This window comes from Streptomyces sp. NPDC042102, from assembly GCF_055582305.1.
This window is the reverse complement of the sequence record NZ_JBVJDL010000009.1, coordinates 24076-38854: the sequence shown is the minus strand read 5'-3', so window position 1 is coordinate 38854 and position 14779 is coordinate 24076. Positions and strand designations below refer to the sequence as shown.

The 14779-nt window shown below is 73.2% G+C and carries 13 protein-coding genes; 3 read left to right on the top strand and 10 right to left on the bottom strand.

Annotation, left to right across the window (positions count from 1 at the left end; all coding sequences use genetic code 11):
* Positions 1-227 precede the first annotated feature (227 nt).
* Both ACZ6KO_RS28010 and ACZ6KO_RS28005 read left to right on the top strand, forming a co-directional pair.
* Positions 228-845, top strand: coding sequence for a M23 family metallopeptidase (locus ACZ6KO_RS28010; RefSeq protein WP_469306809.1), 618 nt, complete (start codon positions 228-230; stop codon positions 843-845).
* Positions 846-934: 89 nt separating this feature from the next.
* On the top strand, positions 935-2137 hold the full coding sequence (locus ACZ6KO_RS28005; RefSeq protein WP_469306808.1) for a cellulase family glycosylhydrolase: 1203 nt from the start codon (positions 935-937) through the stop codon (positions 2135-2137).
* Between the two features lie 60 nt (positions 2138-2197).
* Here ACZ6KO_RS28005 and ACZ6KO_RS28000 read toward each other — a convergent pair whose 3' ends face one another.
* A complete protein-coding gene (locus ACZ6KO_RS28000; protein WP_469306807.1) occupies positions 2198-2935 on the bottom strand; it encodes an SDR family NAD(P)-dependent oxidoreductase in 738 nt (245 codons plus the stop codon).
* Positions 2936-3019: 84 nt separating this feature from the next.
* On the opposite strand from ACZ6KO_RS28000, the gene ACZ6KO_RS27995 reads away from it, so the two are divergent.
* Positions 3020-3661, top strand: a complete 642-nt coding sequence (locus ACZ6KO_RS27995) for a TetR/AcrR family transcriptional regulator (RefSeq protein ID WP_469306806.1) — start codon at positions 3020-3022, stop codon at positions 3659-3661.
* Here ACZ6KO_RS27995 and ACZ6KO_RS27990 read toward each other — a convergent pair.
* From ACZ6KO_RS27990 to ACZ6KO_RS27950, 9 genes are all read right to left on the bottom strand, one after another.
* On the bottom strand, positions 3634-4758 hold the full coding sequence (locus ACZ6KO_RS27990; protein WP_469306805.1) for a glycosyltransferase family 4 protein: 1125 nt from the start codon (positions 4756-4758) through the stop codon (positions 3634-3636). The genes ACZ6KO_RS27995 and ACZ6KO_RS27990 overlap by 28 nt on opposite strands.
* Entirely contained in the window at positions 4755-6026 is a 1272-nt protein-coding gene (locus tag ACZ6KO_RS27985) for a polysaccharide pyruvyl transferase family protein (RefSeq protein WP_469306804.1), read from the bottom strand. The genes ACZ6KO_RS27990 and ACZ6KO_RS27985 overlap by 4 nt, the downstream gene beginning before the upstream one ends.
* On the bottom strand, positions 6023-7399 hold the full coding sequence (locus ACZ6KO_RS27980) for a lipopolysaccharide biosynthesis protein (RefSeq protein WP_469306803.1): 1377 nt from the start codon (positions 7397-7399) through the stop codon (positions 6023-6025). Before ACZ6KO_RS27980 ends, ACZ6KO_RS27985 begins: the two co-directional genes overlap by 4 nt.
* Before the next feature lie 22 nt (positions 7400-7421).
* On the bottom strand, positions 7422-8591 hold the full coding sequence (locus ACZ6KO_RS27975) for a glycosyltransferase family 4 protein (protein WP_469306802.1): 1170 nt from the start codon (positions 8589-8591) through the stop codon (positions 7422-7424).
* Entirely contained in the window at positions 8588-10951 is a 2364-nt protein-coding gene (locus ACZ6KO_RS27970) for a hypothetical protein (RefSeq protein WP_469306801.1), read from the bottom strand. Before ACZ6KO_RS27970 ends, ACZ6KO_RS27975 begins: the two co-directional genes overlap by 4 nt.
* Positions 10948-12054 carry a glycosyltransferase family 4 protein gene (locus tag ACZ6KO_RS27965; RefSeq protein WP_469306800.1) on the bottom strand — a complete coding sequence of 369 codons (1107 nt, stop codon included), beginning with the start codon at positions 12052-12054 and terminating at the stop codon, positions 10948-10950. The genes ACZ6KO_RS27970 and ACZ6KO_RS27965 overlap by 4 nt, the downstream gene beginning before the upstream one ends.
* Entirely contained in the window at positions 12054-12479 is a 426-nt protein-coding gene (locus ACZ6KO_RS27960; RefSeq protein ID WP_469306799.1) for a hypothetical protein, read from the bottom strand. Before ACZ6KO_RS27960 ends, ACZ6KO_RS27965 begins: the two co-directional genes overlap by 1 nt.
* Entirely contained in the window at positions 12476-13192 is a 717-nt protein-coding gene (locus ACZ6KO_RS27955; RefSeq protein WP_469306798.1) for a glycosyltransferase family 2 protein, read from the bottom strand. The genes ACZ6KO_RS27960 and ACZ6KO_RS27955 overlap by 4 nt, the downstream gene beginning before the upstream one ends.
* 302 nt (positions 13193-13494) lie before the next feature.
* Complete coding sequence (locus ACZ6KO_RS27950; RefSeq protein ID WP_469306797.1) at positions 13495-14637, bottom strand: LamG domain-containing protein; 1143 nt, start codon at positions 14635-14637, stop codon at positions 13495-13497.
* Positions 14638-14779 lie beyond the last annotated feature (142 nt).

Here is a 14779-nt window from a genome sequence, read left to right as displayed (position 1 = left end):
TGAATTCGTAGATCCAATGGGCGAACGTGCGAAGTCGGGCCGGTCCCCGGCGCAGAACGGGCGCGTCAACGTGACGCGCAGCACGTCCAGCCGCTACGAGCTTGGGTAGTAATGGGGGTGTTTGGGGGATTCGCGGACCCCGGGTTACCAAGGATGAGCAAGCGAGCCCGGCACGAGCCAAAGTGCCGGGTCACTTCATTCCCCCGCAGCCTGCCGAGAGGTCACCCATGTCCGCGAAGCGCGTCAGCCCCCGTCGTATCCGTACCGCCGTCGTCGCCGCCGGTCTCGGCGCCACCGTGGTGCTCGGGGCGGGGACCGCCTTCGCCGCCGAGGCCCCGGCCTCCGCAACCGCCACCGCCGAGCTGGTCGCCCAGCAGGCCGCCGTCCAGGCCGCCAAGGCCGCCGACGTCGCCAAGGCCAAGAAGTCCGCCTGGCAGGCCCCGCTCGCCAAGTACACGCTCTCCGCCACCTACGGCAAGGGCGGCGCGATGTGGGCGAGCAAGCACTCCGGCCAGGACTTCGCGGTGCCCACCGGTACCCCGGTCAAGGCCGTGTCCGCCGGTGTCGTGGTCAAGTCCGGCCCCAACGGCGGCGGCGACGGCCCGGCGTACGGCAACGCCATCGTGATCAAGCACGGCAACGGCACGTACTCGCAGTACGCGCACCTGTCGAAGCTCCAGGTCAAGATCGGCCAGAAGGTCGCCAAGGGCAAGCAGATCGCGCTGTCCGGCAACACCGGCAACTCCAGCGGCCCGCACCTGCACTTCGAGATCCGCACCACCCCGAACTACGGTTCCTCCATCAACCCGGTCGCCTTCCTGCGCACCGCGGGCGTCACCCTCTGACGAAACGTTTCGAAAGTGGCTGAACAGGGCATTCCGGCCGGAACCCGCTGATCCGGAACGGCCGGGGTCCTTGGCTTAGGCTGTCCCCCATGGTGGGGCATTCAAGCAAGCGGCAGCGGTTGGTCGTCGCCGTGGTTTCCTTCGTCCTGGCGACGGTCGCGACCGTCATCGCCGCGTCCTCGCCCTCCGGTTCGGCCTCCGAATCCGACGGCGGCTCGAACGCGCCGACCCACCGCCCGCCGGAGCCGCCCAAGGAGCACGACCTGCGCCTGGGTCTGAGCTACGGCGACACCCTCACCTGGAAGTCCGACGAGGGCCTGGCGGCCGCGCTCAACGACGCCGTGGGCCTGGGCACCAAGTGGATCCGGGTCGACCTGTCCTGGAACAACATCCAGCCCGACAGCCCCGCCGGCTACAACTGGCAGCGCTTCGACCGGGTCGTCAAGGCCGCCCGCGAGCGGAACCTGGACGTCCTGGCCACCGTCGCGTACACCCCCAAGTGGGCCCGCGGCTCCTGCAAGGACTCCCGCCCGACCTGCCCGCCGGCCGATCCCAAGAAGTTCGCGGCCTTCGCCAAGCTCGCGGCGCAGCGCTACGCCCCCCAGGGCGTGCACACCTGGGAGATCTGGAACGAGCCCAACATCCCGCAGTTCTGGTCCCCCAAGCCCGACGCCAAGGCCTACACCACCCTGCTCAAGCTGACCGCCAAGGCGCTGCGCGAGGGCGACCCGAACGCGTACCTGATGATGGCGGGGCTGGCCGCCGTCGGCACCTGGGAGCCGATCAAGTACGTCTCCCACCTGGACTACCTGGAACAGGTCTCCAAGCTGGGCGGCAACAAGGTGGTCGACGCGCTCAGCTACCACCCGTACGCCTGGCCGCAGCTGCCCAAGGACGGCAAGGTCTTCAAGGAGATCAGCAGCGCCAGCGAGAACCTCGTCGGGATCGCCGAGCGCCACGGGACGCCCAACATGCCGGTGTGGCTCACCGAGACCGGCGCGCCGACCAACGGCCCCGGCACGGTGGCGCAGAACGAGAAGGCGCACGGGAAGGACATCACCCACGTCACCGAGGAGTTCCAGGCGCGGATCGCCACGGACACCGTGCCGACCGCCGCCCAGGACAAGTACGTGGCGGGCATGTTCTGGTTCGCGCACCAGGACTCGGCCACCGGCGCCGACAAGGCCCACTCCAAGTACTACGGGCTGCGCCGCTACGACGGCACGCCCAAGCCCGCCTTCGCCGCCCTGCGCACGGCCATCGAGGAGTACAAGAAGAAGCACCCCAAGTAGCCCCCCGGGGGTCCGTGTCGCCCGCCGGGATGGCGGTCGACACGGACCAGGGGCCGTCGTTCAGGCCCGGGTGTAGCCGCCGTCGGCGAACAGTTCGGCGCCGGTGACGAACGACGAGGCGTCCGATGCCAGGAAGAGGGCGGCCTCGGCGATTTCCTCGGCGTCGGCCAGCCGCCCCAGTGGCACGACGGCCTCGGCGAACCGGTCGACCTCCGGCCCCGCGGCGCCCAGCAGGCCAGGGGTCCGCGTGGGTCCCGGGCTGAGCACGTTGACCCGGAATCGGCGCTCCCGCGACTGCCGGGCCCAGTTGTGCACGAGGTTGCTCACCGCCGCCTTCGAGGCGCTGTAGACCTCGAGTTGCTCATTGGGCCGCACGCTGTTGCTCGAGCCGACGACCAGGACGGAGGCGTTCTCCGCCAGCAGTGGAAGCGCCTTCTGAACGGTGAACAGCGGGCCCTTGACGTTGACGGCGAGCGTCAGGTCGACGTTCGCCTCGGTGTGGGCGCCGAGCGCCGCGTCCGCGACGATTCCCGCGTTGGCCACCAGCACGTCGATGCGTCCGGCCTCCTCGCGGACTCGCGCGTAGAGCGCGTCCAGGTCGGCCAGGACGGAGACGTCGGATCGCACCCCGGTGGCCGCAGGGCCCAGCTCCTTGACCGCCGCCTCGAGGCGGTCGACGTTCCGGCCGGTCACGAAGACCCGTGCGCCCTCCCGGACGAAGCGGTGGGCGATGGCCAGCCCGATCCCGCTGGTCCCTCCGGTGATCACGGCCACCTTCTCCTGCAGCACGCCTGGCATGTCGAATCCCTTCAGTTCTGGAATGGATCGTCCATAACGTAGGCAGTAATGGACGATCGAGTCAAGAATGGCTAGGCTGAGATCATGGCGAGACCACGCGCATTCGACGAACGCCACGTCCTGGAGCGGGCCCGGGAACAGTTCTGGGCGACCGGCTACGCAGGAACCCGGATGGACGACATCGCCCAGGCGACCGGCCTGGGCAAGGGCAGCCTGTACGGCGCGTTCGGCGACAAGGGCAAGCTGTTCCACCGCGTGTTCGGCGACTGGTGCACTGCGGTCGTCGAGGTGGCCGAAGGACGGCTGTCAGGTGGCCCGGACGCAGAGGCCTTGGCCCGGCTGTCGGGATACGTGCACCTCATGGCGGAGAACACGGCCTCCGATACCGAGCGCCGAGGGTGCCTGTTGGCCAAGGGCGCGGCGGAACTGGCCCAGCACGATCCGACGGTCGCCGGACGGTCGGCCGAGACCATGACGGCACTGCTGACCCTGCTGCGGACGGAGATCAGCGCCGCCCAGCGCCACGGCGACATCGACAGCGCTGCGGATCCGGAGCGGTTGGCGGCACTGCTGCTGACGGTGGTCCGCGGTATCGAGGCGGTCGGCACGGCCGGCCTGGACCCGGAGACGCTGCGGAACATTGCGGACACCGCACTGGCGGTCCTGCCCAGGCCGGGCGGCCGGGCGGCCGGGCGGCGTCACAGCGAGCGGAACAGCTCCACGTAGCGCCCGGTCAGGGTGTCCCACGCGTAGCGCTCCTCGGCCCGCCGCCGCCCCGCGGCCCCCAGCCGGTCGGCGAGCTCCGCGTCGTCCAGCAGCCGCGCGCAGGCCGCCGCCAGCGCCTCCGGGTCCCCCGACGGCACCAGCAGTCCGTTCTCGCCGTCCTCGATGACGTACGGGATGCCGCCGACCGCCGAGCCCACCACGGGCGTGCCGCAGGCCATCGCCTCCACCAGCGCCATCCCGAAGGACTCCGACGCGGTCAGCGACGGCAGCGCCAGTACGGCCGCCCCGCGCACCGCCTCCACCAGCGCGTCCCCGGTCAGCTCCCCGGTCGCCTCGACCCGGTCGCCCACCCCGAGGTCCGCGGCCAGCGCCAGCAGGTCCGCCACCATGTCCCCGCCGCCCACCAGCCGCAGCCGGGCGTCCGGCACCCGGGCCAGGGCCCGCACCAGCACGTCGACGCCCTTCCACGCGGAGGAGCGGTCCATCCGGCCGACGTAGAGCAGGGTGCGCCCGCGCCCGGACGGCGGGCCGCCCGGTGTGAACCGCGCGGTGTCCACGCCGGGGGTGATCTCCACGGCGTGCGGCTGACCGGCCGCCAGCGACACCGGGGAGACGGCGACCAGCGCGCGGGCCCGCCGGAACACCCGGGGCAGCACCCGCCGCTCGTACGCCCCGATCAGCCGGTCGGCGGCGCCGCTGCCGGGCAGGCCCTTGTGCATCGAGCCCGCGTGGTACGTCAGCACCGCGGGCCGGCGGCGCCCGGCGAGCGCCACCGCGAGGTCCCCCAGCCCCGGCACCGGCGCGTGGGCGTGCACCACGTCGGCCCCGGTGCGGCGCAGCCAGTGGCGCAGTTGCAGCGGCCACAGGGGGCTGAGCGGGGTGTTGGACAGCCGCAGCCACACGCCGAGCCGGACCACCCGTACGCCGTCCTCGGTGGTGACGGTGGTACGCAGCCCGCGCGGGGCGGTGGTCAGGACGACGGCGTCCAGGCCGGGCGCGGCGGCCACGGCGCGCGCGACGCGGGCCGCGTAGTGCTCGACGCCACCGATGTGCGGGGGGTAGTAGGGGGTGACGACGGCTACCGTACGGCGCTTCACGCGGCGCTCCGCGGCGCCGTACGGGCGGGCAGCGCCCGCAGCAGGGCGGGGAGGCGCTCGGCCTCGGCGACGTAGCCGGGCAGCCGCGCGGCGAGTTCCGTCCGGTAGCCGGTGTCGTCGTGGAGCAGCGGTTCGACCAGGGCCCACAGGCGGGCGTGGGTGACGTCGGCGATGGGCAGGACGTGGGCGCCGAGGCCGAGGTCGGCCATGATGCCGCGGGTCTTGTGCTCGTACTCGATGGCCACGCAGGGGACCCCGCTGGTCAGCGAGAAGATCACCGAGTGGAAGCGGGTGCCGATCAGCAGGGCGCACTCGCCGTAGACGCCCTTGAGGTCGCGGTAGTCGACCCGCTCGTCGATCAGCAGCGGTGCCGAGGTGCAGTGGGCGGCGATCCGGCGCTCCACGATCCGGTCGTCGTCGCCCAGGTAGTCGGTGCTGACCTGCGGGATGAGGACCACGCGGGCCCCGGTGGCCTGGACGGAGTCGATGGTGGCGGCCAGCGCCCGCTCGTACGCGTCCTGGGCGGCCGGGGCGAGCCAGCGGCGGGCGGTGACGCCGACCAGCCGCTGCCCGGGGGCGACGCCGAGGCGGGTCCGCCAGTCGGACGTGACGGGCGGGTCGAAGGCGAACCCGGAGTCGACGGCCCGCGTGACGTGCTCGGCGGGCAGGCCGCAGGAGCGCAGCTGGCCGACGCTGACGTCCTCGCGGGCCAGGACCAGCGGGGAGCGGCCCAGGGCGCGGCGGACCAGCCGGCGCTGGGCGGCGGCCGGGAAGGGCCCGTACGACTGGGGTGCGAAGACGACGGGGACGCCGGCCCGCTGGGCGAGCAGGACCGGCAGGAGCACGAAGAAGACGTTCTGGTGGCCGTCGAGCCCGGGCCGGGCCAGGACGTAGGCGCCGCCGTTGGACACCACCAGGTCGGCGGCGGCCAGCGCCTCGGCCTCGCGCCGGGCCTCGGCGGGCAGCGCCCGGCGCAGCAGGGCGGCGGCGGGGCGGGGCAGCAGGAGCAGCCCGGCGCCGAGCGTGCCGACGACGAGCTTGCGCAGCAGCCGCCGGGGCAGCGAGACGGTGCCGTCGGCGACGTGGCGGCGCAGCGAGCCGAGGTTGGGGGCGCCCTCGAAGTCGGGGTGGACGGCGGGGTCCTCCATGCCGGCGACGCTGACGTGGGCGCCGGGGAACGCCTCCCGTACGTGGCGCAGGCAGACGGACAGGAGGGCGGCGTCGCCGGCGTTCTCCCGTACGTACGCGTTGATCACCACGATCTTCATGGGTACCTCTCGGCGTTCTCTGGATGCGGCGGATGCAGCGGGTGCAGCGGATGTGCTGAATGTGCCGGATGTGCGGGGTGGGGCAGGCGGATGGCCCGGAGCTGGATCGTGTCGACAGGGGACCAGGCCGGCCCCGGATCGACGTCCGGCTCCGGCGGACGGGGCGCGGACGGCCGCCCGCGCAGCAGTGCGACGGTGGCGAACAGCCCGGCCGCCAGGTTGCCCGCGCCCCAGGCGTACCCCACCCAGACCAGCCCGCGCGGCGCCCAGAGGGCGGCGAGGCCGATGGTGGTGGTCGCCAGGATGACGTTGGCGGTGATGAGCCGCTTCATCCGCTGCGCGAGCTTGAGGCCGAAGCAGGCCCAGGTGTTGAGGGCGACGGGGAGCGCGGCCACGGCGAGGACGGTCAGCAGGCCCTGGGCGCTGGCGGCGTAGGTGCCGCCGAACATGCGCAGCAGGAGCCCGCTGCCGAGGGCCACCACGGCGACGGCGGGGACCTGCACGGCCGCGATGATCCGCGCGGAGCGGCGCAGCAGCTCCCCGAAGCGGGACTCGTCGGAGGAGACCTCGGCGAAGACGGCCTCGCCGACGGCGGTGGACACGGAGTTGAGCAGGGCCGCTATCTGGAAGGCCACGAAGTAGTAGCCGGCCTCGGCGGCCCCCAGCATCTGGAGCACGATCAGCGGGGTGACCAGCACGGGGGCGAGGTTGATCAGGCTGGAGACGTAGCTGGCCAGGGAGAAGCGCAGCTGTTCGCGCAGCCGGGTGCCGCGGGTGCGCACGTCGAAGCGGAAGGCGAGGCGGCGGCGCATCACCAGCAGGGCCGCCGCCACCGCGACCGCGTAGCCGACTCCGGCGGCGCCGACGATGCCGACGGCGCCGAAGCCGACGAGGGCGACCGGGGCGGCGATCTTGGCCAGGCCCTGGAGCAGCCCGTCGACGAGGACGTTGTACTGCGCCATGCGGGCACTGATGAACACCGACTTGACCAGCAGGTTCACCGCCGCGCAGACGCAGAACAGCACGAAGAGCACCGGCAGCTGCGGATGGTCGCGGATGAACAGCAGCTTGTGGCCGTACCAGGGCAGCCCGGCCAGGTAGAGCGCCGCGGCCACGCACGCGACGAGCACCACCACGGCCATGGACTGGGTGATCTGCCCGTTGCGGGAGGCGTCGTCGGCCGGGAAGCGGATCAGGGTGCTGTTGAGGCCGCACATGCTCAGGTAGGCCAGCAGGGAGGTGGCCGAGATGAGGGAGGTCGCGAGCCCCACCTGTTCGGGGGAGTAGAAGCGGGCGACGACGACCCAGAAGAGGAAGCTCAGGCCCGCCGTCGTCACCGTGGACGCCAGCAGGAAGAAGGAACTGCGGAACATCTGGTCCGCAGGACGGGCATGCCTACCCACGGCGGGCGTTCCCACGGCGGGCGGCTTCGTAGTGGTCCAGCAGCGCGGTCACGTGGCGGTCCCAGCCGAAGGACCCGAGCGCCAGCTCCCGGGAGTACGCCGCCATCTCCGCCCGCCGGGCGGGGTCCGCGACCAGCGCGTCGAGAGCGGCGCGCAACGTGGCGGTGTCGCGCTCCAGCAGCAGGACCCGGGCCGGATCCAGCCCGTACGGGGCGTAGCCGGGATCGTCGGTGGTGACCACGGGCAGCCCGCCGGCCATGGCCTCCTGCACGGTCAGCGGGAAGCCCTCCGCGGTGGAGGGCAGGGCGAAGACGTCGCAGGCCCGGTAGGCGCGGGCCAGGTCCGGCGCGGACAGGGTGCCCAGGTGGTGGACCCCGGTACGGCCGGCCAGCGCGGCGCTGTCGCCGTCCCCCGCGAAGACGAGGTCGTAGCCGCCGGCGCCGCCCGCGTGGGCGTCGAGCAGCAGGTCGTAGCCCTTCTTGGGGACCAGCCGGCCCGCGAACAGCACCAGGGTGCGGTCGGCGGGCAGCCCGAGCGCCTCGCGCGCCCGCGTCCGCTCGGCCGCGTCGGCGGCCGGGTGGAACAGCGCGGTGTCGACGCCGTTGGCGAGGTGGTGGTGGGCGTCGGGCCGGGCCCCCAGGCCCCGTACGAACGCGGCGACCGAGGAGTTGAGGGTCAGCACCCGGCGGGCCCGGCGCAGCAGGGGCCGGCCGGCCACGCCGTACACGGCCCGCTGGACCCCGCGCACCAGCGCCGAGGGGTGCGCGACGAGCGCCACGTGCTGGGTGACGACGACGGGCGTGCGGGTCAGCGCGGCGGCGAGCCCCGCGGCCCAGGAGGAGGCGTACAGGCAGTCGTGGACGTGCACCACGTCGGCCCGGCGGGCCTCGCGCAGGGCGGTGGGCAGCAGGGCGGGGGAGAACAGCGGGAAGGGCACCCCGGCGCGGTGCTCCACGGCGTTCGAGGCGGCGACGCGTACGACGCGCACCCCGTCCTCCTGCGTGACGGAGCCGCGCGCGCCGCTGGTGAGGACGGTGACGTCGGCGCCGCGGCGGGCCAGGTGCACCGCCTCCTGGCGGACCACGTTCTCGATCCCGCCCAGGTGCGGCGGGTAGTAGTGGCTGACCAGCAGGACCTTCGGCGGCGTGCTGCCGGTGCTCATCGGTACACCACCGCGCCCTCGCTGCTGTAGATGAGGTTCCGTGTCGTGTCGAGCAGACCGCGCGGGTAGCGGTAGGTCACCAGGTCGCCCCGGAAGAACAGGGTGACCTCGTCCTTGCGGGTGGGCGTGGAGCCCAGCAGGACGTAGGACTGCGAGCGCAGGACGGTGGGGTGGATGCCGTCCTGGGTGCGGCCGGTGAGCAGGGTCTGGAGCCGGCTGAAGGAGTAGCGGTCGGTCTGGACGACGCCGTCGTCGCCCGCGGCCCGCTGGTTGAGCCACATCGCGGCCCGCCGGTCCTCGGTGTGCGGGTAGTAGATGTCGTAGTACGGGCCGGAGTTGCTGAGGGCGAGCTGGGCGGGGTAGCCGCCGAGCGTCTTGGGCACCACGCCGGTGAGGTCCAGCATCAGGCCCGCCACCAGGACGCACACGACCGGTACGGCCCGCTGCCCGGCCCAGCGCACCGCCCACAGCGCGCCCGCCGCGATGAACGGCGCGAAGAAGATCAGCCCCTGCTGGAAGGCGCGCAGCACGCTGTAGTCCACCGACAGCTGCGGCACCAGCGTGAACAGGGCCATCATCGCCAGCGATCCGACGGTCAGGGTGACCTGGTCCCGTACCGGGGTGAAGGCGCTGTTGCGGCCGCGGACGGCGACGACCAGGCCGATGAGCACCAGCAGCTGGAGCAGCAGGGCGGCGGCCTGCCGCAGCACCCCGTTGAGGCCGGGCACGCTCACGCCGGCCGCGTCCAGGACCCGCCCGGCGGCGGTCAGCGGCATGTTCTCCTTCTCGACCGCCGGCGTCGGGTACGCGGAGAGGGACTTCAGGGGCGGGAACTTGCCGGCGGCCCGGTCGGCCTCGGTGTACCGGACGGTGTCGGCGCCGTAGTCGGCCAGCCGCTGCTCGGGGGTGACCTCGGCGCCGCCGAACAGGCTGTAGCGGGTGTCGGAGGAGCCGCCGCGCTGGCCGCCGGCCCCGAAGAGGTCCTGCGAGACCACCTTCAGGGTGCTCTGGAGCTGTCCGCCGGTGTGCGTCAGCGGCCCCGCCCACAGCAGCGCGAGCACGGCGGGCACGGCCACCATCCACCAGGTCAGGAAGGTGAACATGCGGTCCTGGCCGCGCCTGCGGCGCGGGTTGCCGCGGCCGGGCCGGGACAGCAGCCGCCACGCCTTGTCCACGGTGAAGGCGGTGCCCAGCGCCCCGACGACGACGTAGATCGTCGAGTAGTGCGAGAGCACCACACCGGCCAGCAGCACCGTGAACACCACGCGCCGCAGCCGCAGGGACCGCCGGGAGTCGGTCAGCACCAGCATCGCGCAGCCCAGCAGCAGGAAGGCGATGGCCTGCCGCCCCAGGAACGGCATGTCGGTGAAGAACGTCGGGAACGTCATGAAGAACACCGCGGACAGCAGTGCGACCAGCGGCGGCGCGATCGCGCGCACGGCCCGGTGCACCAGGACCGGCGTGAGGGCGAACAGCAGCGGCAGGACGGCCTTGAAGACGTAGAGGTCGGGGATGCCGGTGAGGCGGAAGACGCTCACCGGGAGCAGGGTGATGCTCAGGCAGGCCATGTAGGGGTCGGTGTAGGCGGAGATGTCCCAGTACTCGCCGCCGAGCGTGAGCCGGAAGAAGAGGTACTCGCGCTGGATGTCGTGGCCGGTGATGTACCAGCCGCGCAGGGAGGTCAGCAGCAGCAGGGCGGCGGCGGATGCGTAGACGCCGAGGTCGAGGACGGCCGGGGGGTACCGCTCGTGGCGCAGCAGCAACAGCACCAGCAGGCCGGTGACGACGACCAGCGCGAGGGTGCTGACGGTGCCGCCCAGGCCGTTGTTGAGCCGGGTCGGGCCGGCCACCGACAGCACCAGCGCCGTGGCGCCCGCCCAGGCGACCGGACGCAGGCCCCGCCGGCCGCCCCGCCGGCGGGTGCCGGCCTCCCGCGCGCCGGTGGGCGTACGGACGACCAGCGGACGGGTGGGTTCCGGCAGCAGCACGCCGAGGACGAGCAGGACGGCGGTGGTCGCGGCGGTGAGCACGAGCCGGGTCAGCGGCCGCTCCACCCCGATCAGGGGCAGCAGGGTGTTGACGCCCAGCGCGACCGCGATGTCCAGCAGCACGGTCAGGCCGACGGCGAGCAGCACCGAGCCGGCCCGGGTGGCCACCACCCGGTCGGTGAACCCGCGCAGCAGCAGGACGGGCGCGCCGAACAGCAGCCACAGCCCGACGAGGGCGCGGAGCACCCCGGGCAGGCCCGGGATCATCTCGGCGGCGCAGGCGGGGCCGATGCTCAGCAGGACGCCCAGGCGTCCCCGGACCAGTTGGCGCGGTGCGATGCCGGCCGGGAGCCGTATGGCGGGAGCCCTCATATCCCGGCCTCCCGGTAGACGTCCTCGACGCGGCGGGCGACCTCGGCCCAGGAGTGCCGCCGGGCCCGGGCGGCACTGGCCGCGGCCAGCTCCGCGCGCAGGTCCGCGTCGGCGGCGAGCCGGTCCACGGCGGCGGCGAGCGCGGCCGGCTCCGGGGCGGCCAGCAGACCGGTCCCGCCGAGCAGTTCGGCGGTTCCGGGGACGTCGGTGGCGACCACGGGCAGGGACGACGCCATGGCCTCCAGGACGACCAGGGGCATCCCCTCGCGGTCGGAGGGCAGGACGAAGGCGTCGGCGTCGGCGTACGCGCGCACCAGTGCCCCGCCGTGCAGGCCGCCGCTGAACTCGACGTTCGTCAGGCCCAGCCGGGCCGCCCGCGCCGTCAGTTCCGCGCGCAGCTCGCCGTCGCCGACGATCCGCAGCCGGACGGGCCGGCGTACCAGGGCCATCGCGTCGAGCAGCCGGGCCACGTTCTTCTGCGCGCTCAGCCGCCCCACGAACAACAGCTCCAGCGGCCGCCCCGCATCGGTCCCCCCGGGCGCGGTCCGCGGCGGCCGGAAGAACTCCGGGCCGACCCCGTTGGGCACGACGAACACCTTCGCGGCGGGCACCCGGTAGGTGTCGCGGACGAACGCGGCCTGCTGCGGCGTCAGGACGACGACCGCGGCCGCCGCCCTCATGACCCGCCCGAACACGTGCTTCTTGTAGGCCGGCAGCAGTCCGCCGAGGCGCCCGCTGGCGTCCACGTCCAGGTGGAAGTGGAGGACGAACGGCCGCCGCTTGACGCGCGCGGCCAGGGCGACCATCTCCGGCAGCAGGGCGTGCGCGCAGTGCACGTGCAGCACCGCGTCGCGCGGGGCGGCCAGCAGGGACAGCGCCAGGCCGGGCGCGACGGCGGTGTGCGCGACCTCGGCGGCCCGGTGGCGGCGTACCCGCACGCCCTCCTCACGGGCGCGGCGCGGCGCGCCGCCGGAACCGAGGGAGGTGGTGAGCACCCGGACGTCGTGGCGCGCGGCGAGCTCGTGCGACAGGCGCAGCACGACGCGTTCGAGGCCACCGAGGTGGGGCGGGTAGTACGGGGTGATCTGCAGGACGGTGCGCATCAGAGTTCCGGGGCCTGGCCGAAGCGGAAGTGGAGGGTCTGGGGGTGTCCCACCAGGGAGAGCCGGACCTGTCTGACGTCCCCGCCCTTGGCCTTCAGCCGCGCCGACACCGGCACCGCCGCGCCCTGGTGGGGCTTGACCGGGTAGGTCTCGGCGGCCAGCACCTTGCCGTCCTTGCCCTCGACGGTCAGCTTGACCTCCAGCGAGCGGGCGCCCGAGCCGTGGTCGTTCACGGCGAAGGGGACCAGGACGCTGGCGCCGTCGAAGCGGGGGTTCTCGGTGAAGTACAGCTCGATGAAGGGCTGTTCCTGCCGGGTGAACGATTCCAGCAGCACCGTCCGTACGGGCGGCAGCGACCAGGCGCCCGCGCCCAGGCCGGTGGCGAGGACGAGCGCCAGCGCGGCCCTGCGCAGACGGTTCTTCATGCCGCGGTACGCCGCTGTTCGAGGCGCGAGGCGGCGGTGGGGGCGGCGCAGCGGCGGAAGCGGTGGGAGAAGAGCTGCCGGAGGTTGGCCATCCCGTCCGGGAGGGCGTTGAGCTTCACCTCGCCCTGCCGGTTGCGGTACTCGATGGGCACCTCCAGGAAGCGGAAGCCCGCACGGGTCGCCGCGTTCTTGATCTCCTGGGAGAAGGCCATACCGGTCGAGCGTACGTCGACCACGTCCCAGACGTAGCGGCGGAAGACCCACATCCCGGACTGGGAGTCGCGCAGCCCGTTGCGGAACAGGGCCCGGCTCAGCGCGCTCAGGACGTGGTTGGCGACGGTGTGGGAGATCTTCATCGCGGAGCGGTTCTCGCGGCGGAGCCGGTCCGTCGTCATGAACTCGATGTCCCGCTCGGTCAGGGTGCTGAGCAGTTCGGGCAGCGAGTCGAAGGGGTAGGTGCAGTCGGCGTCGCCGGTGGCTATGACGTCGCCGGTCGCGGCGCGGAACCCCGCGTGGTAGGCGTTGCCGTAGCCGCGGGCCGGCTGGGACACCACGGTGGCACCGAGCGCGGCGGCGACGGCCGCCGTGTCGTCGGTGGACGCGTTGTCGACGACGATGACCTCGGGATCCCATCCCATGGCCCGCAGTTCGGCCGTCGGAACGGAGTCCATGACGGTCGGCAGGTTGGGCGCCTCGTTGAGCGCGGGAATCACGATGGACAGCGTGTTCAATTCATCCCCCGGGGCCGACGTGCCATCGGATCTCGGCCGGACCCGATGCCGGGCCGTGTCGTGAGTGGTTCGGATGGCTGCCCGGGAATCGGAGTTCCGGGGCAGCCGCGACCCTAGTCCACTCGTGTGCCGGGCTTCCAACCGCCGTGACCTCGCCGTGATCAAACGGTCGGACAAATCGGGTCATCCGGGGGTGAGTTCACCTCTGATGTCGCCCCCGTCACGGTCCGGGCCCCTGTCCCGGGCCCGGCCCGCCCCCCCAACGCGGCTCCGTGCGGGTGGCGTCAGCCGACCAGCCAGGAGCCGACCGGCTTGATGCTCTTGTCCAGCTTTCCGCCCTTGAGCGCGGCGACCTGATCGGCACTCAGGGGCTTCTCCCACACCAGCACGTGCCCGATGACCCCGGCCCACGGGCCCGTCCAGATGCCGTGGTGGCGCGACCGGCCCAGCTGCAGCGGCCCCGGACCGTTCCAGGCCCCCGGCACCGCCGCCTGGCCCGCCGGCTTGCCGTCCACGTACAGCGCGATGCTCTTCTTCTCGGCGTCGTACACACCCGTCAGCTGCGCCCAGGTCCGCACGGTGTTCAGGTTCTCGGACTGCGCCGCCACCGCCGTCGAGGCCGCGCCCTTGTCGTTGGTCTGCATCCGGAACACCCACGACTTCTTGCCGTTGGCGTCCTCGCGGCCCAGCTCGAAGGAGTACGAGGTGCCGTCCCCCTGGCTGAGGGCGAACCGGGAGCCGCCCTCGGCCTCGTTGTAGACCCAGGCCGAGACGGTGAAGCTCTTGGAGGCGTCGACGACCTGGTCGGCGGCCTGCGCGTAGGAGTTGCCGTTGCTGCGCAGCCGCAGCACGTTGCCGTTGTCCACCTTGCCCAGGACGGCGTCCGGGCCCAGCGCGATGTTGACCTGGCCGCTGCGGTCGCGCAGCAGCTTCGGGTCGCCCGGCACGGTGGGCGAGTTGTCCTCCTGGCCACCGCCGCCCGGCCCGTCGGGGGCGGCCGACTGGGTCGGTCCCGCCTCGGGCTTGTCCTTCTTGCCGGTCTTCTCGATCACGATGAAGCCCGCGCCCACCCCGAGCAGCGTGGCCACCACGCCTATCGCGATGGTCCACGTCCGGCGGCGGGTCCGGCGCTGGGACTCCGAGCGGTTCGCCATCGCCTCCCAGTCGGGCTGCGGGGCGGGCGTGAAGTCGGGCAGCGGCTGGCGCTGCGCCTGCGGCGGCAGGCCCGCGGCCCACGGCTGGGGCTGCGGCTGGGGCTGCGGCTGGGGCTGCGGCGCCTGCTGGGGCTGCTGGTACGGATTGGGCTGCCCCGGCTGCGGATAGCCGTACCCGCTCCCGGGAGTCTGCCCCGGCGGGAATCCGTAGCCGCCGGTCCCGTTCCCGGGGGCCGGCTGGGGGGTGTGGGGGCGATCCGTACCGTCAGTCATGGCACGGATGCTAAGACATCGGCCGCCCGGAACGAACGGCTGATCACGGGGTGATCTCCCGTCCGCCCGCCGACGGCTCCGGCTCCGCCCGCCGCAGGAGCCCCAACAGCCCCTGGACGCACTCCCGGTGGCCGCGCCCGGT

Excerpts from the sequence above, each read along its gene's own strand:
- ACZ6KO_RS28010 (WP_469306809.1), top strand. The coding sequence starts at position 228 with ATGTCCGCGAAGCGCGTCAGCCCCCGTCGTATCCGTACCGCCGTCGTC.
- ACZ6KO_RS28005 (WP_469306808.1), top strand. The coding sequence starts at position 935 with ATGGTGGGGCATTCAAGCAAGCGGCAGCGGTTGGTCGTCGCCGTGGTT.
- ACZ6KO_RS28000 (WP_469306807.1), bottom strand. The coding sequence starts at position 2,935 with ATGCCAGGCGTGCTGCAGGAGAAGGTGGCCGTGATCACCGGAGGGACC.
- ACZ6KO_RS27995 (WP_469306806.1), top strand. The coding sequence starts at position 3,020 with ATGGCGAGACCACGCGCATTCGACGAACGCCACGTCCTGGAGCGGGCC.
- ACZ6KO_RS27985 (WP_469306804.1), bottom strand. The coding sequence starts at position 6,026 with ATGAAGATCGTGGTGATCAACGCGTACGTACGGGAGAACGCCGGCGAC.
- ACZ6KO_RS27980 (WP_469306803.1), bottom strand. The coding sequence starts at position 7,399 with ATGTTCCGCAGTTCCTTCTTCCTGCTGGCGTCCACGGTGACGACGGCG.
- ACZ6KO_RS27975 (WP_469306802.1), bottom strand. The coding sequence starts at position 8,591 with ATGAGCACCGGCAGCACGCCGCCGAAGGTCCTGCTGGTCAGCCACTAC.
- ACZ6KO_RS27970 (WP_469306801.1), bottom strand. The coding sequence starts at position 10,951 with ATGAGGGCTCCCGCCATACGGCTCCCGGCCGGCATCGCACCGCGCCAA.
- ACZ6KO_RS27965 (WP_469306800.1), bottom strand. The coding sequence starts at position 12,054 with ATGCGCACCGTCCTGCAGATCACCCCGTACTACCCGCCCCACCTCGGT.
- ACZ6KO_RS27960 (WP_469306799.1), bottom strand. The coding sequence starts at position 12,479 with ATGAAGAACCGTCTGCGCAGGGCCGCGCTGGCGCTCGTCCTCGCCACC.
- ACZ6KO_RS27950 (WP_469306797.1), bottom strand. The coding sequence starts at position 14,637 with ATGACTGACGGTACGGATCGCCCCCACACCCCCCAGCCGGCCCCCGGG.